General features: G+C 62.2%; 20 protein-coding genes. 5 read left to right on the top strand and 15 right to left on the bottom strand.

Annotation, left to right across the window (positions count from 1 at the left end):
* Positions 1 to 38 precede the first annotated feature (38 nt).
* The 3 genes from QZH52_RS30430 to QZH52_RS30420 all read left to right on the top strand — a co-directional run bounded on the left by QZH52_RS30430 (position 39) and on the right by QZH52_RS30420 (position 2931).
* Complete coding sequence (locus QZH52_RS30430; RefSeq protein ID WP_301814711.1) at positions 39 to 902, top strand: alpha/beta fold hydrolase; 864 nt, start codon at positions 39 to 41, stop codon at positions 900 to 902.
* A 170-nt stretch (positions 903 to 1072) separates the two neighbouring features.
* Positions 1073 to 1816, top strand: coding sequence for an SDR family NAD(P)-dependent oxidoreductase (locus tag QZH52_RS30425; protein WP_301814710.1), 744 nt, complete (start codon positions 1073 to 1075; stop codon positions 1814 to 1816).
* Positions 1817 to 2142: 326 nt separating this feature from the next.
* Positions 2143 to 2931: an IclR family transcriptional regulator gene (locus QZH52_RS30420; protein ID WP_301814709.1), complete on the top strand. Its 789-nt coding sequence runs from the start codon at positions 2143 to 2145 to the stop codon at positions 2929 to 2931.
* 221 nt (positions 2932 to 3152) lie between these two features.
* Here QZH52_RS30420 and QZH52_RS30415 read toward each other — a convergent pair whose 3' ends face one another.
* From QZH52_RS30415 to QZH52_RS30385, 7 genes are all read right to left on the bottom strand, one after another.
* Positions 3153 to 3929 carry an alpha/beta fold hydrolase gene (locus QZH52_RS30415; RefSeq protein WP_301814708.1) on the bottom strand — a complete coding sequence of 259 codons (777 nt, stop codon included), beginning with the start codon at positions 3927 to 3929 and terminating at the stop codon, positions 3153 to 3155.
* Complete coding sequence (locus QZH52_RS30410) at positions 3926 to 4840, bottom strand: alpha/beta hydrolase (RefSeq protein ID WP_301814706.1); 915 nt, start codon at positions 4838 to 4840, stop codon at positions 3926 to 3928. The genes QZH52_RS30415 and QZH52_RS30410 overlap by 4 nt, the downstream gene beginning before the upstream one ends.
* 31 nt (positions 4841 to 4871) lie before the next feature.
* Positions 4872 to 5681 (bottom strand): enoyl-CoA hydratase/isomerase family protein, encoded by an 810-nt coding sequence (locus QZH52_RS30405; protein WP_301814705.1) that lies wholly within the window; start codon positions 5679 to 5681, stop codon positions 4872 to 4874.
* 16 nt (positions 5682 to 5697) lie between these two features.
* Positions 5698 to 6123 (bottom strand): DUF6841 family protein, encoded by a 426-nt coding sequence (locus tag QZH52_RS30400; protein ID WP_301814704.1) that lies wholly within the window; start codon positions 6121 to 6123, stop codon positions 5698 to 5700.
* A gap of 84 nt (positions 6124 to 6207) precedes the next feature.
* Positions 6208 to 7194: a Bug family tripartite tricarboxylate transporter substrate binding protein gene (locus QZH52_RS30395; protein ID WP_301814703.1), complete on the bottom strand. Its 987-nt coding sequence runs from the start codon at positions 7192 to 7194 to the stop codon at positions 6208 to 6210.
* A gap of 35 nt (positions 7195 to 7229) precedes the next feature.
* A complete protein-coding gene (locus QZH52_RS30390) occupies positions 7230 to 8006 on the bottom strand; it encodes an SDR family NAD(P)-dependent oxidoreductase (RefSeq protein WP_301814702.1) in 777 nt (258 codons plus the stop codon).
* On the bottom strand, positions 8003 to 8176 hold the full coding sequence (locus QZH52_RS30385) for a hypothetical protein (protein ID WP_301814700.1): 174 nt from the start codon (positions 8174 to 8176) through the stop codon (positions 8003 to 8005). Before QZH52_RS30385 ends, QZH52_RS30390 begins: the two co-directional genes overlap by 4 nt.
* Before the next feature lie 149 nt (positions 8177 to 8325).
* Between QZH52_RS30385 and QZH52_RS30380 the strand changes: the two genes are divergently transcribed.
* Positions 8326 to 8568, top strand: coding sequence for a hypothetical protein (locus tag QZH52_RS30380; RefSeq protein ID WP_436411649.1), 243 nt, complete (start codon positions 8326 to 8328; stop codon positions 8566 to 8568).
* A 645-nt stretch (positions 8569 to 9213) separates the two neighbouring features.
* On the opposite strand, the gene QZH52_RS30375 is transcribed toward QZH52_RS30380, so the two are convergent.
* From QZH52_RS30375 to QZH52_RS30345, 7 genes are all read right to left on the bottom strand, one after another.
* On the bottom strand, positions 9214 to 9933 hold the full coding sequence (locus QZH52_RS30375; protein ID WP_301814699.1) for a haloacid dehalogenase type II: 720 nt from the start codon (positions 9931 to 9933) through the stop codon (positions 9214 to 9216).
* A complete protein-coding gene (locus tag QZH52_RS30370; protein WP_301814698.1) occupies positions 9933 to 10688 on the bottom strand; it encodes a class II aldolase/adducin family protein in 756 nt (251 codons plus the stop codon). The genes QZH52_RS30375 and QZH52_RS30370 overlap by 1 nt, the downstream gene beginning before the upstream one ends.
* A 46-nt stretch (positions 10689 to 10734) precedes the next feature.
* Entirely contained in the window at positions 10735 to 12384 is a 1650-nt protein-coding gene (locus QZH52_RS30365) for a long-chain-fatty-acid--CoA ligase (protein WP_301814697.1), read from the bottom strand.
* Between the two features lie 16 nt (positions 12385 to 12400).
* Positions 12401 to 13543 carry an alpha/beta hydrolase gene (locus QZH52_RS30360; RefSeq protein ID WP_366919335.1) on the bottom strand — a complete coding sequence of 381 codons (1143 nt, stop codon included), beginning with the start codon at positions 13541 to 13543 and terminating at the stop codon, positions 12401 to 12403.
* Between the two features lie 3 nt (positions 13544 to 13546).
* Positions 13547 to 14920 carry an MFS transporter gene (locus tag QZH52_RS30355; protein ID WP_436411648.1) on the bottom strand — a complete coding sequence of 458 codons (1374 nt, stop codon included), beginning with the start codon at positions 14918 to 14920 and terminating at the stop codon, positions 13547 to 13549.
* Between the two features lie 117 nt (positions 14921 to 15037).
* Positions 15038 to 15619 carry an HD domain-containing protein gene (locus QZH52_RS30350; protein ID WP_301814696.1) on the bottom strand — a complete coding sequence of 194 codons (582 nt, stop codon included), beginning with the start codon at positions 15617 to 15619 and terminating at the stop codon, positions 15038 to 15040.
* 162 nt (positions 15620 to 15781) lie between these two features.
* The gene (locus QZH52_RS30345) at positions 15782 to 16465 is read right to left on the bottom strand and encodes a Crp/Fnr family transcriptional regulator (protein WP_301814694.1); all 684 of its coding nucleotides are present in this window, start codon (positions 16463 to 16465) and stop codon (positions 15782 to 15784) included.
* A gap of 32 nt (positions 16466 to 16497) precedes the next feature.
* On the opposite strand from QZH52_RS30345, the gene QZH52_RS38720 reads away from it, so the two are divergent.
* Positions 16498 to 16875, top strand: coding sequence for a hypothetical protein (locus QZH52_RS38720; protein ID WP_366919334.1), 378 nt, complete (start codon positions 16498 to 16500; stop codon positions 16873 to 16875).
* 193 nt (positions 16876 to 17068) lie between these two features.
* Here the strand turns inward: QZH52_RS38720 and acuI are convergent, their stop codons facing one another.
* Positions 17069 to 18055, bottom strand: coding sequence for an acrylyl-CoA reductase (NADPH) (acuI, locus tag QZH52_RS30335; RefSeq protein WP_301814693.1), 987 nt, complete (start codon positions 18053 to 18055; stop codon positions 17069 to 17071).
* Positions 18056 to 18122: the final 67 nt, after the last annotated feature.

The raw sequence follows: 18122 nt of genomic DNA, 5'->3' as shown, positions 1-18122 counted from the left end.
CCACGATTTCGCCCAGGACAAGACACAAGGAATAACTGATGACCATCGCCGACAATCACTTTGAGCTGGGCAGCCACTATGCCAAGGTTCCCACCCGATCCATCAATGTTAAGGGGACCGTGTTCGCGTACCGCGATCTGGGGCCGCGCAGTGGCGTGCCACTGGTCCTGCTCAATCACTGGGGAGCAGTACTAGACAACTTCGACCCCAGAATCGTCGATGGTCTTGCACGCCGGCATCGCGTTATTGCCATCGACTACCGGGGGATCGGCGGGTCGGGTGGAACGGCACCCGTGACCGTTGAAGCAATGGCAGGGGATGCGATCGCCCTGATCCATGCACTGGGCTTCGAGAAGGTCGATCTGCTCGGTTTCTCCCTCGGAGGATTCGTGGCGCAGGACATCGCGCTGAAAGCCCCCGACCTGGTGCGCCGGCTCATCCTGACGGGTACGGGGCCGGCAGGTGGCAAAGGCATTGACGAGGTCTGGACGGTCTCCTGGCCGTTGATGATCAAGGGCTTGCTGACGCTGCGGGATCCGAAAACCTACCTGTTCTTCACCTCCACAGCCAATGGTCGGCGAGCCGCGGGGGCCTTCCTGAAGCGACTAAAGGAGCGAAAGTCGGATCGGGACAAGGGACCGACGCCTCGAGCCTTCCTACGGCAGTTGAAGGCGATCAAGGCGTGGGGGCGGCAGGCGCCCCAGCATCTCGGCAGCATCGGTATCCCGGTGCTGGTCGCCAATGGCGACAACGACACAATGGTGCCCACCGAGAACAGCATCGATCTTGCGCGGCGCATTCCAGGCTCACAACTGGTCATCTACGAAGACGCCGGGCATGGCGGGATCTTTCAATACCACAGCGAATTCGTGCCAAAGGCACTGTCCTTCCTCAATGACTGAAACGATCGAATGCAGCGAATTGGTTTGAAAAGAAGAGACCGCTCAAGAATATCGCCGCCGTCGACGTTCTCAAACGAACCTTGCGCACGCAGCGAACTGTCGGGTGTCAAGGCACGATTGCGCGATGACGCGAGTATGGCCAACCTCATCAACAAGACGGAGACGATGAAATGAGTCAGCCAACTGCAATCGTGTTTGGCGTGGGATCGATTCGCGGTGTGGGCGGCGCGGTGTGCAGGCGCTTCGCACGCGAGGGCTATCACGTCTTCGTGGCAGGACGTACCTTGGCCAAGATCGAGGCGGTGGTTGCGGAGATCGCCGCGTCCGGAATCGGAAGTGCTGAAGCGCTTCTGACTGACGTGACCGATGAAGTGCAGGTGATCGCCGCTTTCGACCGCGCGATGAACCCCGGGCCGGGCCGCGAGCCAGCCGATGTCGTCGTCTCCAACGCAGGCAACAACGCGGTCATCGATTTCACCCAACTGACCACAGCGCAGTTCGAGGACTTCTGGCGCGTGGGTTGCTACTCCGGCTTCCTGGTTGGTCGCGAGGCCGCACGCCGACTGATCCCGCTGGGCCGCGGCACCGTGATCTTCACTGGTGCCTCGGGCAGTCTGCGAGGCAAGCCCGGCTTCGCACACTTCGCCGCCGCCAAGGCCGGGCTGCGCATGATCTCGCAAAGCATGGCCCGCGAGTACGGACCCAAAGGGCTCCACGTCGCGCATGTCGTCATCGACGGTGGCATCCTCGGCGACCGTCTTCAGGGCGCCTCTCCAGCCAGGGTGGAGCGCGTCGGTCCCGAAGGCCTCCTTGGCTATGACGCCATCGCGGAAAACTACTGGTTGCTCCACCGGCAGCCGAAATCGGCATGGACGCAGGAGCTCGACTTGAGACCGTTCAAGGAAAACTGGTAATCCCATCGAGCAGAAGGCCAGCATCAAGTCCAATGATTCAGGACGCCTGCTGGCTGCTAAAGCGAACGACGACGCACTCGACCGTAACGTTGCAAGGTCGAATTGCTCGCCCGCCAGGCGCATTCCTGCGCTCCCCACGCCAAGGCGAGGCTTGCCAACCGAGCGGTTGGCGGCCTGAGGGTTACGATCGACTTGCCCTTGACGAAAGCATGCGATAGGCTGCGTACTTTTTTGTTCTCGAGGCCGAACAGGCTGCTGCCAGCCCGCGCTTCGGCCGGGTGCGATCCGAATGACTCGGCTTCGAACAAGGCCGCACAAGGAAATCAATGGAAGGCAAGGACGATCGTCATTTCGTCACCGCGTTGGCAAGGGGGCTTAGCATCTTGCGGGCATTCGCCTCAGGGGCCGAGCGTTTAAGTAATCATGAGCTTGCACAGCGATGCGCATTGCCGAAGTCGACGGTATCCCGCCTCACGCACACACTGACCCAGCTCGGATTTCTGCACTACATCGAGGATACGGGGCGATATCGGCTGGGCATGGCGACGCTCGCGCTGGCGCGGACGACCTTGGACCGCCTCGATCTGCGCGAAGCCACAGGGGACCTGCTGCAGAAGGCCGCGGACGGGACCGGCACCATGATTTCGCTGGCGATTCGCGACGAGCTATCAGTTCTGTATGTGGAGAGCTACCGAAGCCAATCCTCGGTCGTCACCCTGCGACTCGGCATCGGTTCACGGTTGCCCGTTGCCTCCACGGCTGCAGGCCGTGCGCATCTCGTGGCGCTGGATGCGCGGCAGCAGTCTGCGCTGATGCAACGGATCAGGAAATTGGACGCTGCCGCGTGGCCCGCGCTCGAAGCAGGCATCCTGCAAGCTCGCAAGGAGTTCGCGAGTTCCGGATGCGTCAGCTCATTCGGCGAATGGCGTAAGGAGATCAACGCCATCGCCGTGCCCATCACGCTGAGCGGCGGTGGCCTGCCACCCCTGGTACTCAATGCGGCAGCGCCTGTCTGGTCGATTTCGGTCGAGACTTTCCTGTCGGACGTTCGCCCGCAATTGATCTCCGCTGCACGAGCCGTCGAGGCCAGATACCGCGAGACTTCCACGCCATAGCGAGCTTCGGCGCCCCGAGGCCAGCTACCTGTCCGGTCAACTGCGCGCGCATGACCTTCTTGTCGTACTTTCCTACGCTGGGACGGGGCAATGCATCGACGAAGCGACCCACTTCCGGAATAGCGTACTTCGTATTGCACCGACTCGAACGACGAGCGCATCGGCGTATGAAATGATGTCTCCGGATTAGTTGTGTTGCCGGGGTCGCACTTTGCTCGCCCTCAACCCAGCTGTAGTTGCGACTGGACGAAGCGGCGGATTGCCTGGGCCAGACCCTCTGACTGCTCGAGCTGAGGCCAGTGTCCTGCGCCGCCGATGTGTTCGACGACCGCGCGGCGAAAGCGCCTGGATCCTTGCGCCAGCATCTCGGTTGTGAAGAACTTGTCGTCGGTCGTCACTGTGAGGGCGGGGCCGCCAAAAAAGGAGGGGCTGTGACCCGCCAGGTGTCCGCCGGTCCAAGCGTGCAATTGCGCAAGTGCGGTATCGCGGGATGTGGCCGCAGTCGACTGCACCAGGATCTCCAGCGCCTCGTCGTCCAGTGCCACGGATAGGGCACGCTTACCATCCCGGATCGACGCGGCGTCGGTGATTCCTGCGCGCGAAGCGAAGCGATCCATCACCGCCGGCGGCAGCGGGTATCCGGCAAGCGGGGCCGGTGTCACCAGCACCAAGCCCGCAGCCTGTGCGCCAAGCGAACACGCCACCAACTCTGCAATTTGCCCGCCCATGCTGTGCCCGACGATGACGACCGGCAGCCCGGCGAGCAATGTCGCGGCGTCTACCTGGTCGACCACCTGTCCAGCATAGAGCTGCAGCAGGTCCGCAGGCGCGCCCGACTGCTGATGCGGCGTCTCGAGCGTAGCGGCAATGGTTCGCCAGCCTGGCAACGCCAGTTGCGAGATAGTCCGCGCCCAGACACCGGGACTGTCCATGTAACCATGCACAAAAACGACAAGCCCCTGCGGTACGGTCCCTGTGCTCGCTTCGGGGTCGTTCACGGTGCAGTCCGAGTCAGCAGATGCTGGACGAACCAGTCGCGTGCAGCCGAACTCGAATCCTCGAACTCGCTGAGATAGGCATCGAAATGCCCGCGCCGGATGATGCGGAGCTTCTTCGGCTCCAGGGCGCGCTCGTAAGCCGCAAGGGCAAGGTCTGCTGGCGTGATGACGTCGTTCTCTGCCACCACCATCAGTAGTGGCTTGGGCCCGATGCGCGACACCCACTGGCCGGGCTCGTACATTTGGGCAAGTCGCGAAGACCGCAATGTGACATGGTCGCCGTGCTCCACGCCTTCGGGAATTTCGAAAGCGTCGTGAAATGCCATCATGTCCTTCGAACGATAGGCCGCGCGGACGGACGGGTCCAGGCTCACGACGAGTTGCGTCATCGGGGGCTCGCCGCGCAACTGCGCGCGTTCGTCTTCGCTGAAGAGTTCCTGCTGGGTGGCACGCGCATCCGGTGGCACTCGCCGCAGACCCTGCTCGTATCCGCTGATGATTGGCACCTGCGCGACCACGGCGCGGATCCGTGAATCGGTCGCACCGAGGACCATGGCATGTCCGCCTGCATAGCTGGTACCCCACACGCCGATGCAGCCGGCGTCGACGCCGGGAAGGTTCTCGAGGTACGAGATGACACGACGCCAATCCGCGATCTGCTTCCAGGGATCGATATCGCCACGAACGTCCCCGCCGCTGAGTCCGAAGTTCCGATGGTCGTGCACGATCACCGCGAAACCAGCCCGCGCGAAGCGCTCCGCATATCGCTGGAGGCCCCGGTACTTAAGGCCGGAGAACCCGTGCGCCATCGTAATGGCGGGGACAGGTCCGTCGACCCCCTCCGGACGGAAGACCCAGGCGTGCAGCCTGAAGCCGTCTTCGACCGGAACGTAGTGCTCTTCTGGTTGCATGATGTTTCCTTGGTACGAATTCATCGGACGATCACTGCCCGTTGAAGTCGAGAGCCGGGCGCTCCGTGCCCGCCTCGATGGCTTTGATCGCGGAACTCACGCCGCGCTGAACGTCATCCGTGGCGAGCAGCACAGACACATGTTCGATCATGGCTTCGTCGGCACTGCGCACGCCGCCCGCCGACCAAGCGGACAAAATCGCCTTCGAAACCGCGTGCGCCCGCGTCGGACCCGACGCGAGCTTCAGGGCGTGTTCGAACGCAACCGCTTCGAGGCGGTCGTCCGGCACGACTTTCGCCACGATGTTCATCGCCAGCGCTTCTGCGGCCGAGATCTCGTCGGACAGCATGACGAGCCTTGACGCCACGCTGCGCCCTGCGCGCTCGGCGATGCGCTGCACGCCCCCGGCCAACGGGGCCACGCCGAGCGTCGCCTCGGAAAAGCGAAACGTCGCGGACTCGGCGGCGATGATGAGATCGGTATGCAGCGCCAGTTCGAAGCCGCCGCCGAATGCCCGTCCTTGTACCTGGGTGATGGTGGGGATCGAAAGCGACTCGATCGCATTGAGCACGCCGTTGGAGAAGCCAAAGCGCTCGCGCCGCGCTGAGTGGGTGGTGAGATGGGGCCATTCGCGAAAGTCGCCGCCGAGGCAGAAGTCGCTGCCATTGCCGCGAAACAGCACGCAGCGCGCGCCATCGTGAACGGCTTGCCTCGCGAACAGATCCAGCAGCGTGAAGAGCGGCCTCGTCAGGCGGTTCTGCGGTGGGCGATCGAGCGTGATAATGGCGACGTTGTCCCGGAGTCCGTACTTGACGATGTCCGCGTCTTCTTGGGTAGTCATATGGCAATTCCCTTGGTTAAACGGTTTCCCAGATCTCGCTGAGCAGTTCGCGCTCGGTGAGCGTGCTGGCGATCGCGATCACGCGCCAACCCTCGGTCGTGCGGTGAATCTCGAAGTGAACGGCGCGCCGCTCGATCTCCGATTCGTCCGCCCGGCGGCGCGACCAGATCACGTCGATCGACCCCGCGTTGCTGTTGTAGCCCTTTACGTGACGATCCAGCACCACGGTGTGGGTGTAGTTCGCCGCCTGCAACGGATCCTGGTTGGCGTGCAGCAGCCCGATCACCGCTTGCCCCGTCATCAGGCACTTGGTCATGTTCACCGAAGCCGCGTGCAGCGGCACACCCCAGTAGTCCAGGATGCCATCTGGTCCTCCGCTCGAAGGATCCGCTCCCATCGCGACCCATTTGGGCAGGTAGATGTTGAAGAACCAGTCATTCATCTCTCGAATACCGGTGATGGCGTGCGTTGGCGATGCTGTGTCGCTAGCTGTAGTCATGTTCAGTCCCTTGTAAGTCGGCCGCTCTCAATCCAGCTTCGCACCGGAGCGTTTGACAACCTGCTGCCACATCGGCGCTTCCCGAAGGTATGTCACGCGGATGGGTGCCGGGCCTTGGAAGCTGGCCACCCATCCGAGTTCACGGATTCGAGCCTGAACGTCGGGCATCTTTACTGCCGCTTCGATGGAAACCCCCAGCTTCTGCACGACGGCGTCTGGCGTCGCGGAAGGAACGGCGACGCCGACCCAACCGACCGCACGCAGCAGCGGATCGTCGAGGCCCACTTCGGCCAAGGTCGGCACATCGGGCAGCGATGGAATACGGGAAGTTCCCGTGACGCCGATGGCCCTGAGCTTGCCACTCTGGATGAAGCCCGGAGCCTGTGCGCCCGTGGCGAACGACATGGGGATGTTGCCTGCCACCAGATCCTGCATCATCGGCGCTTCACCCCTGTAGGCCACGTGCGTCATGTCGCCGTCGAGCATGGCGCTCAGGCGGCTCGCGCTCATGTGAGAAATCGTGCCCACGCCCCACGATCCGTAGGCCAACTTTCCCTTGTTGGCAGCGATGTAGGTACGCAGTTCGGCGCTATTGCGGATCGGCAACGCGGCATTGACCACCAACACGAGCGGCGCATCGGCAACCTTCGCCACCATGGTCAGGTCCTTCTGCGGGTCGTAGGGCAGCTTCGTGTACAGAAACTGGTTGATCATGAGATTGGAGCTCAGGGCCACGGAAACGGTGTAGCCGTCACCCGGCGCCTTGGCCACAGCCTCGACGCCGATGTTCCCTGCCCCACCCGTCTTGTTGTCGACGATGACAGGCTGTCCCAGGCTCCTGGTCATCTTGTCGGCCAGGACGCGGGCCACAATGTCCACGCCACCGCCCGCAGCATAAGGAGCAATGATCTTGACGGGCTTGCTCGGATAGCTCTCCGCTGAAGCAGGCTGCATGAACGCGGCCAATGCGAGCGTTGCACCACATACGAGGTTCAGGAATTCTCTGATTTGCACGATAGTCTCTGTTGGTTAGTTGGTGAAGGAACTAGCTACATCCAGCTAAGGATCTGGCCGCCATCGACCGGCAGCACGGCTCCCGTGATGTAGCGCCCCGCATCGGACGTCAGCAGTAACATGGCGCCATCGAGGTCCGATGGCTCACCGAAGCGACGCATGGGAATTCGCTTGCGGATGGATTCTTCGAGGCCGTGCTCACTGAAGCTGGCCTGCATGTCGGTTCGGATGTTGCCGGGGGCCAGCGCATTGACGCGCACGCCCTTACCGGCGAGTTCAAGAGCCATGATGTGCGTCAGGTGGATCAATCCAGCCTTGGAGGCGCCGTAGCTTGACATGTGACCGCTGGCGCGAAGCCCCGCCGACGATGCCACGTTGACGATGCAGCCGCCGCCCTGCGCGACCATTTGCCGCGCGGCCTCCTGTGCTACCAGGAATGCGCCCTTGAGGTTGGTGTCGAAGATGCGCGTCACGTCCTCCCTGGATTGGTCGGTGAAGCGCTCGATATGGATGACGCCTGCGTTGTTGATCAGGATGTCCAGCGGTTGATCCAGTTGCTGCTGCGCGTCCGCCCAGGCCACCGAGATAGAGTCTGGCTGCGTCACGTCGAGGCTCGTCGCGCAGGCGCGATACCCCGCTTCCTTCAGTTGGGTGACAGCGTCGCCAAGCCGATCAGCCCGACGCGCAGCCAACGCGACCGAAGCACCGGCGCGCGCCAGCAATCGCGCAGTGTGCAGACCGATGCCGCTGGAAGCGCCAGCCACGAAGGCGGCTTTGCCGCGCAAATCGAAAAGGGAAGCGAGGGTCGTCATTTCAAACCCTCAAACAGGCCGGCCGCTCCCATGCCGCGCGCCGCCTCCAGCAACGCATCGAAGACGCCGCCGTTGTGTTCAGGGTATGAATCACGGTGCAGGAGTTCTCCCGTATCCAGGAAACCGTGCAACAAACTATTGAGCTCTCGCTCTCTCACCAGGACGGTCATGATCTAGGCTATCGTTGTCTCTAAAATAATGAGCGCTTGCTCGGTTCTCGAGAAGTTTACGGAGCCGAATCAACTCGGGCAACACGCCGTTCCACTATGCAGTCCAAAATTTCAGGCCAGTTTTCTTTCAGCAGACCGGCTTCACTTCCATGTCGCTGCGTGACCTGTCGCGTGAATCAGGACTCTCAATGGGCGGCTTGTACGGCTACATCAAGACCAAAGACGATCTCGCGGCCATGATCGAAGACGTAGTGCGTTACTGCAGTTGCGCCATTCCTGAGCGGTTCTCGGCCTGCGCCGATCCGCAGGTCAGACTGGCAGCCACCTGCGCGCTCACCGTCTTTCTTGGAGAGCTTGCACCCACGGCTTCGGCGCCCTACACGATCGAGTAATTCGCAGAGGCGTTCGCGCATATCGTTTCCGGCCGATTGCAAGTTGGTCAGCTTATCACCAGCCAAGTCGAACTTGACGGAGTGCCGGACGCCTTTGCCCGTCTGGCCGATCCCGACGCGACGCCAAATTCACCATCGTTCCACAAGCCAGTTGACTACCCGCCAGTTGGAGGATCGGCGCGGATGGTGACCTCATCGGGAACTTACCGACCAGTGGTCACACGCCGATGGCGCATACATAGGCCCGTACCTCATGGGGCGGCGAATTGCTGCATAGATGCACGGACGGCTGATGTATGAGCGAAGTCGCTACCTTGGCTTGGTTCGTCGCTGTGCCGGTATGTCCAAGCATCGGTTCGCCGGTGCATCGTCAAAAGACCGGCCCTTGTAGATCTGCAGCGGGCCGGATTCTGGACGCATTTGGTGAAGAGTGAATATGGAGAATTGATTGGAGAGAACGGGCCTCCGAAGTCAAGGCCGTCGGTGTCGCTATCCGCAAATGTGACAGTCAAGTCCACTTCGCGGAACGCGATGATCGCGGTGGCGATCTGGCTGAGTGCGACGCGAAACTTGGTTCGAATTCCTCGTGTTGCAGGCGCACGCTACGGAAGCGGTTGAACCAACTTTGCTTGGCAAGATGGGCGTCTAACAGCTCAGAAGATCGGCAAGCTCCCTCAGATCTCTGGCGTGAAGCGTGTTGTCCGCATTCAGCGAAATATCTTTCTGCTGGAGAGGGCCGTATTCCATGGGACGTTCGATGTACGCGGTCCTCAATCCACATTCACGTGCATGCGCCAAGTCATCTTGATGGGCTGCAACCATCATGACTTCGTCCGGCTCTATATCGAATATCCGCGCGACCCCCAGGTACACCGCCGGATCAGGTTTGTATTTTCGAAACACTTCCGCCGACAGAATGCAGTCCCACGGCAGGGAGGCATGCTTTGCCATGTTGGAAAGCAATCCGATATTGCCGTTCGACAACGTACAAATCGTATAGCGCGACTTCAACCGGGTGAGGCCTTCCACGCTATCGGGCCAGGGGTCCAGTCGGTGCCAGACTCCGTTGAGACTTCGCCTCTCTTTCTCCGTCAGATGCGTCAGCCGAAAGACTTGCAGCAAGTCGTCCAGAATCATTCTGTGAAGGTCGTCGATCGAGGTCCAATCGAGTTCGCCGGACATGACTTTCCGGATCGCAGGCATGTAGCCGGCTCTCCATGCCAGCGCGAACTGGTTGCCGTCCACGTCGAGATTCATCGACCGGACCTCTTGCACAACGCTCTTGTGCCAATCGACCACCGTTCCGAAGACATCGAAGGCGAGAACCTTGGTGCCAGCGGTTCCTTGGCGGTTCATGTGTTCCATCAGACGTCGTACCCGGGGTTGGTGCGTTCCAACTTGCGCAACAGCGCCGGCCACACGAAGCGGCCGCCGATGCCCCCTGTCTGCGCGCGTGCATCCGCCTCCGCGGTCGCCTGGATGGACTCGTCGACCATGGTCAACGCACCGCCTGCCTGCGCCGCGATCTGAATCTGACAAGCGCTCTCGAAGATGTACATCGCCAGGAAGGCGTCGGCGATCGACGCACCCACCGTGAGCAGGCCGTGGTTGCGAAGCATCAGATAGTTGGCCTTGCCCAAGTCGGCCTGCAAGCGCGGCTTCTCTTCGTCGCGTAGTGCGATGCCTTCGTAATCGTGATACGCCAGCGTATTCTGGATCACCATCGACTGTTGCGATATCGGAAGCAATCCGCCCTGCTGCGCGCTGACGCCCACGCCCGCACGGGTATGCGTGTGCAACACGCACTGAACGTCCGGCCGAGCGGCGTGAATGGCGCTATGAATCACGAAGCCGGCGCGATTGACAGTAAAGGGCGATCCGGTGATCTGATTGCCCTCCGCATCAACGCGAAGGAGCGAGGAGGCCGTGATTTCATCGAACAGCAAGCCGTACGGGTTGATCAGAAAGTCACGCGCATCGCCTGGCAATCTCGCACTGATATGGGTGAATATCAGATCGGTCCAGCCGTGTAGCGCCACCAGTCGGTAGCAGGCTGCCAAGTCGCAACGCAATTGCCATTCTTCGGCGCTGACGACTTCTTTGAGGGATGGGATGTGCACGGTGAACTCCTTTGGATTCGGGGGATGGATGATGACAGCGGGCTAGCTACGCGGCGCCCACGAGCTTCGCCTGCTGCGCTCGCATCAGTTTCTTGTCCAGCTTGCCCACACTGGTCTTGGGTAGACTGTCGGCGAACATCACTTCCTGCGGGATGGCGAACTTTGAGATGGCGCCGGCGTCCGCGAACGTCTTGACGTGGGAACGAATGGTGTCAGCATCGAGAACGACGCCCTCCTTGAGTACGACGATGGCGGCAGGGCGCTCGCTCCAGCGCGGGTCGGGAATTCCGATGACTGCGGCCTCCTGCACTTGGGGGTGCTTCAGCAGGATGTCCTCCAACTGCAGTGAGGAGACCCATTCACCGCCGGTCTTGATCACGTCCTTCAGGCGGTCGACGATCCGGACGCATCCATCCGGATCCATCACCGCGATGTCACCCGTATGCAGCCAACCGCCACGCCAAAGCGCCTGGCTGGCCTGCGCGTCGCCGAGGTAGGACTGCGTGAGCCAGGGCGAACGGGCCACCAGCTCGCCGGGCGAGTTTCCGTCGCGCGGCTGGTCCTTCATCGCATCATCGACCACGCGCAACTGGACGAACGGAATTGCCCAGCCCGCATGACAGCGGGCCGCGACTTCCTGGTCGCTGGGCGAATCGGAACGTCCGGACCGGGGTTGCGCCAGCGTCAGTATCGGGCCGGTTTCCGACATGCCGTAGCCCGCGAACACGTCGACCCCCCACCCCATGGCGGCCCTGGCCAGCGATTGCGGGAGGGCGGCTCCGCCAATGACCACTGTCCAGCCGTCCAAGCGCTGGCCCTTGACCGCTGCCGAGTCAAGAATCATCTGCAGAATAGTCGGCACGCAATGGGAAAAAGTGACCTTTTCTCGCGCGAACAGGGTCAGCAAGCGGTCGGGGACGTAGCGCCCAGGGTAGACCTGCTTGACGCCCATCATCGTGGCCACGTAAGGCAGGCCCCACGCATGCACGTGAAACATGGGCGTGACCGGCATGTACACGTCGTCGTGATTGAAGCGGCCCGCGCCCGGCCCTGACAGAGCGGCCCGGCTGGCCAGGGTGTGTAGGACGAGTTGGCGATGGCTGAAATGCACGGCCTTGGGCAGGCCCGTGGTTCCGGTTGTGTAGAAGGTGGTTGCCCGTGCCGATTCTTCCAGGTCCGGCCATGCGTTCACCGGATGCGATTTCGCGAGCAAGGCCTCGTACTCGGCGGCAATGGGCAGACGCGTCTCGCGTGGGCTCGCTGCGTCCGACAGGACCACCAGTTGCTTACCCGGCTCCACGCGGTCCCAGATAGCCTCCAGCATCGGCAGGAACTCAGTATTGACGAGGATGAAGTCGTCCTTGGCGTGGTTGATGGTGTACAGCAATTGCTCGACCGAAAGTCGAACGTTGACCGTGTGCAGCACCATGCCTGCCATTGGCACCGCGAAGAAGCATTCGAGATAACGATGCGTGTCCCAGTCCATCACAGCGATGGTGTCGCCCGGGCGCGCGCCGAGTGACGCAAGCCCGGCCGCCAGACGGCCGATGCGCCGGCTCAGTTCAGCATAGTCGAAGCGCACGGCATCGCCGCACACAATCTCTTGTGAAGGATTGCGGGCCAGACCGGCCTCCAGCAGTTGCTTGATTAGCAGCGTGTTTGCACCGAAGGCGTCGGGCGTGACGTTCGATTCCATGGTTAGAGATATCCTTTCAACGGCTTGTCGCAATAAAATCGAGGAGCGCGGCATTGACCGCCTCCGGTTGTTCTTGCTGCACCCAATGCCCGGCGTCGGCGATGAACCGCGCCGAGACCCAGCGAGTGCACGCATCGCGCTGCATGGCGGCGAGTGCCCCGGGTAGCATGTGTACACCCCAGTCCAACTCGCCGGCGATGAAGCAGCTTGGCACGTCGACGGTCGATCCGGCGTAGAACTCCAGTCCCTTCTGCAGCGCGGGGCTTGTGGCAGCCCGGTACCACAGCAGCCCCCCCTGGAAGCCGGTGCGGCCGAACTCCTCGCTGTACACGCCCAGAGAATCTTCGGACAACCAACGGCTGGGTCCCATCTCGCGCTGCGCGATGCCTTGCGCCACGGTGTCGGCCATGCCCAGTCCCACGTCCATCACGTAGTAGGTTGGAAGTCGGGCCAGCGATGACGCGCTCAGGTCGGGCAAAGGCATGGGCCGCTCCTCGGCCCCCTCCGCGCTCTTGAGGTGGTAGTACCCGCGCAGGAACTCGCGCAGACCCTGCCGTGCGCCGTGCATTTCGACGTTGGCATCGGGACCCGAGTAGTACAACTGGTAGTGCTTGCGCGGACGTTCCAGGGACGACAGACCGGCAATCGCTTCTGCGAGCTGACGGGCGCGCGGGACCGGCGTACCGGCGTCACCGGGCGGTCCGGTGAAGGGCGTGGCCAGCATGGCCAGCGAACGAAAGACATCCGGGCGGATTAGCGCGCACCAGGCCGCGACGTGCGAGCCGAAGTCGTGGCCGACTACGGCATGCACCGATGTCTTCCCAAGCACATGGACCAGGCCCAAGATGTCGCGCGCAAGGTTGTCCATGCGAAAGGCTCGCAGGTTGCTGCTCGCATCGGCGGTCCAGCCCGTGGTTCGGCCATAGCCGCGCTGATCAGGCGCCACCACATGGAAGCCGGCTTGCGCAAGCGCGAGCAACTGGTGCCGCCAGCTGAAAGCCAGATCGGGGAAGCCATGCAAGAGTACGATCATCGGCGTCTCGGGACTTGCATCACCCGCTTCCAGCCAATGCATGCAAAGGCCGTTGCCGTTGTCGGCATGGCGCGCGCGCACGCGAGAGTCCAGCGGCAAAGGGGTCAAGATGAGTTGCTCGACCAAGGTTCAGCGTGCGTAGACGTCCGTCATCGTTTTGCTCGGGGCAGAGCGGAGCGCGGCAGCACCGCGCCGGATCGCGCCGCTGCTGACCATCAAGATGGCGCCCGCGAGCATGATGCCGGCGATGATCAGCAGGCCGCCCGTCAGGCTACCGGTGGTCTCCTTGACCACGCCCAAGATGTAAGGGCACGCCAATCCAGCCAAGTTGCCCAGGCTCGTGATAATCGCGATGCCTGCGGCGGTCGATTGCCGCGATAGCTGTGACGTCGCCATTGCCCAGAACACCGGCAGCGCCGAGACGGATCCTGCAATTGCGACGGAGATCAGCGCCACCGACAGCCACAGGTCGGCAGTGGTCCAGCTCGTCAGCGCCAGCCCCACTCCACCAATGGCCACCGCGACCGCATAGTGCCAGCGACGCTCGCCACGTCTGTCCGAGTGGCGGCCGTACAGGATCATCGCCAGGGCAGCGAATGCGTAGGGCACGGCGGAGATCAGCCCGATCGTCTGCATGCTCTTGACGCCCAGGCTCTGGATCATCGTAGGCATCCAGAAACTCAGGGTCGTCCCGCCGCAAACGGCCGCGAAGTAGAGAAACGACAGCAGGTAGACCTTAGGGTCACGCAGGGCAGCAAGGGCTGCCTCCACGGGTGGCGTGGATCCATGCGGCGCCGCGTCCTTGGGCAGGTCGACGCGTATCAGTCGCTTCTCGTCCTCGGACAGCCACTTGGCCTCTTCAGGCGAGTTGGACAAGCATGCGTAGACCACGAAGCCCAGCGCCGCGGCCGGTAGGCCTTCGAGCAGGAACATCCATTGCCAGCCTCGCAGGCCGCGCCAACCATCGAGGTTCTGCAGAATCCACCCGGACATCGGACCTGCGATGAGGCCGCCCACAACCGTTGCACTCATGAGCAAGGCGATGATGCGTGCTCGACGCTTCGCCGGGAACCAGAAAGTCAGATACAGCACGATGCCCGGAAAGAAACCAGCCTCGAAAGCGCCCAGCAGGAAGCGGGCAATGTAGAACTGCATTGGCGTGGTGACGAACATTGTCACCGCCGAAATCAGGCCCCAACACACCATGATCCGCATGATGGTCAGGCGCGCACCAATGCGCATCAGGAGCACGTTGCTGGGCACCTCGAAGAGCGCGTACCCGACGAAGAAGATGCCCGCGCCGAGCCCGTAGATCGCATCGGTCAGATGCAGGTCCGAGCTCATCTGCAGCTTGGCATAGCCGACGTTGATTCGGTCGACGTACGAGACGACGTAGGCCAGGAAGAGCAGCGGTATCAGCCGCCATGTGATCTTCCGGTACATCGCCTTCCTGTGCGGCTCATGCGCGTCATCCAGAGGGGCCGGGTTCGCTGTTCGATTCATCGAAGGTCTCCAACGTTGTCTTGTAGTTTCACGATGCTTCGGCGCACAGGGACGGGGAAGCAATGCGGCGGGGACGCCAATTGCCAGGGATGGCGGGCCCTACGTACCTCGCCAGGCTTAGGCCATTGCGGCCGTTTTCTTGTAGATGCTGTTGACCGGACTCAGGAACAGCCGGCGAACCATGGGCTCAAACTCCGACAGCGGCAGCGTCTCGGCCTTGGGGTCGAAGGCCGGGCTGTCGTACAGCTCGCAGAACTCAGCCGTCCGGTCGTAGTGCGGATGCCCGGCGAACTGCTCGCGCATGTCGCGGTCCATGCCCAGGTGATGGAAGAAGTAGTAGCCCTGGAAGATTCCGTGGTTCTGAACCATCCAGTGATCGGCTTCGCTCACGAACGGCTTTAACACCGCCGCCGCAACGTCAGGGTGGTTGAATGTTCCCAGGGTGTCGCCGATGTCGTGCAGCAAGGCGCAGCACACGTAGGCCTCATCGCGACCATCGCGCAAGGCCCGCGTGGCTGTTTGCAAGGAGTGGTCGAGCCGGTCGATGGGAAAGCCCCCAAAGTCGCCCCGAAGCAGACTCAGGTGATGAAGGACACGGTCGGCCAGCCCCTTGGAGAATGATTGAAACTCGCCCGCGATCACTTTCCAATCTTGGGCCGTGCTCTCTTGAAAGCTCCGAAAAGTTGCGCGTTCCATCATGGAAATACACCCGTTCAGTAATGAAGCTGCGCATCTTAGGAATCTTGGGCCTCCTTTGATTGCAAGCCGCTTAACAATCCGCGGGTAAGTCCTAGCGTTTTCACTCGCAGCTCGCAGCTCGCAGCTCGCAACTCCGCGCGAGCACCGGCGGCCAAGCTTTGCCTACAACTCGCTGAGTACCTTCAACGTCTCCACCGACTCTATGACGATGCGCCCATACGACAGCGATACCGCGCCGGTCGCCGCGATAGCCTTGAGCTCCAAAGACAGAGTCTGGCGCGTCAGGCCAAGCATCAGTGCAAGGGTCTCGTGCGTGATGAGGATCACACGCCTTACGCGCGGCAGCGCGTTTGCGTCGCCGCGGGCCAATCGGAGGAGCCGTCTCGCGATGCGGGCACGTGTCGTGCGCAGTGCCGCGTCCTCGAAGAAGCTGAACATGGTGCGCGTGCGCCCAGTCTGCAGTACCGCGATCGACCGCGCAAAGCCAACGTCCTGCATCAAATCTTCGAATACTGGCGGCGCGATGTGCAGCAGTTCGGAGTTGCGCAAAGCCTGAATGTCGTGCGTACGCGGAAGCCCGTCGAGCGACGATGCTTCGCCAAACCAATCGCCTGGCTCAAGCAGGCCGAAAATCATCTCCCGACCATCTTCGAGTACCGACGAAGCAGCGAGAACGCCGCTCACCACACCGTAGAAGCCGTTCGCAGGATCTCCTTTGCGCACCGCAAACTCTCGTCCCCTAACACGAAGTAGCCGCCCTCGGGTCAACAGTATCTCCTGCGTGGCCGACCCGAGTGACTTGAACCATCTATCGCCGGTGAGGCTGAGCAATTCGTCGCGTGCCATCAATGTGCCATTGGCGCCAACGGACCAAGTCCATGTATCGATCCGGCCCATCCAACCGCCGCCGTCAGCCTGAAATGGCCAAAGGAGCCGCCAGCGTTAACGATGCCCTGGCCATTCCACGCTTGTCCGAAGGCACCAGCCGCATGCTCGCCGCCATTGGCGCCGATGGCCCGGCCATGCCGGTGCTGCCGGCCGGCCCCCATACCGACGCCGGCAGCAACCACGCGCCGGAGAGGGACTGCTTCAAGCCCCACCAGAGCTGCCCGAAAGAAAAGGCCAGGCTGATGCCGCCGATGGCCGGATCGGTCGAGGTGTTTGCTGCCGGGAGGTACAGGCCCATCGCCTGTCGCACGACCATCGCAGAAGCCGGCTGGGGTGGATGGGATCCCAGTTGTTCATCGTCCCTGTGAAGTGGTGGAGGCAAACCAGTAGCGGCACAGCCCTCCTTCCCGAAGCGCCGATAGGCGAGTCGAACATCGCCGACCTCTTGGAATCGGGTCGGGCGGACTCGTGCAGGTTGATTTGCGCCATGATGGAGTTTCCTTCCATGGGATGGTTACCCTGCCGACGGCCAGATTGAGATGCGGGTCGGCCTGGCCGCCGTCATGCGTTGACATCGACGACGGTGCGGCCTCGGACCTTCCCTTCGAACATTCGTGCGGCGACGTCGGGCACGTCTGCGAGACCGACGACCTCGGTTGTGCGGGCGAGTTTGCTCAGGTCCAGATCACGTGTCAGTCGCGACCAGGCCTCAATGCGAGCCTCGTGAGGGGCATTGACAGAGTCGATGCCGGCAAGGGTCACGTTGCGCAAGATGAAAGGCAGAACGGACGCGGGGAGGTCCATGCCCTGAGCCAGCCCGCAGGCCGTGACCACGCCCCGGTAGCGGGTTTGCGCCAGGACGTTCGCCAGCGTGCGGCTGCCGACCGAGTCCACGGCTCCGGCCCATCGTTCGCTCGCGATGGGCGCTCCTGCCTCCGACAGCGTCCGGCGGTCAATGACCTCTGTCGCGCCGAGGCTGCGCAAGTAGTCTTTCTCTTCGAGGCGCCCCGTTGATGCCACGACCCGGTAGCCCAGGTCCGAAAGGATTGCGATCGCGATCGAGCCCACACCGCCATTGGCACCGGTGACGAGGATGTCTCCGCGCTGCGGGGTGAGGCCGCCGTGTTCGAGCGCCAGCACGGACAACATCGCCGTATAGCCCGCCGTGCCGATCGCCATGGCATCCTTGGTCGAGAAGGCCGCCGGAATCTTGATCACCCACCCGCCCTTCACACGGGCCTTCTGAGCGAATCCGCCATGATGAGTCTGGCTCAGGCCCCAGCCGTTGACGACGACGCGATCTCCAACCGAAATGCCTGGATACTCCGACGCCTCGACGGTTCCGGCCAGATCGATGCCCGCGATCAAAGGAAACTGGCGCATGACCTCCGCTCGCCCGGTGACCGCCAGCGCGTCCTTGTAGTTCACTGTCGAATAGTCGACCGCTATGCTGACGTCTCCGGGCATCAGATCCTGTTCATCCATCTCGACCACTTTGGTCGAGATGGTCTTGTCCGTCTTCGTTGCAAGAAGGGCTTTGAATGTCATCGTGTTCTCCAAATCGTTTACTGTTCCAAGACCGGAGTCCGAAGCGGCGACGGCCGCTTCCGGCACG

The sequence above is a fragment of the Variovorax ginsengisoli genome (assembly GCF_030486595.1).
GTDB classification, from domain to species: domain Bacteria; phylum Pseudomonadota; class Gammaproteobacteria; order Burkholderiales; family Burkholderiaceae_C; genus Variovorax; species Variovorax ginsengisoli_B.
This window is presented reverse-complemented; position numbering and strand designations above follow the sequence as displayed.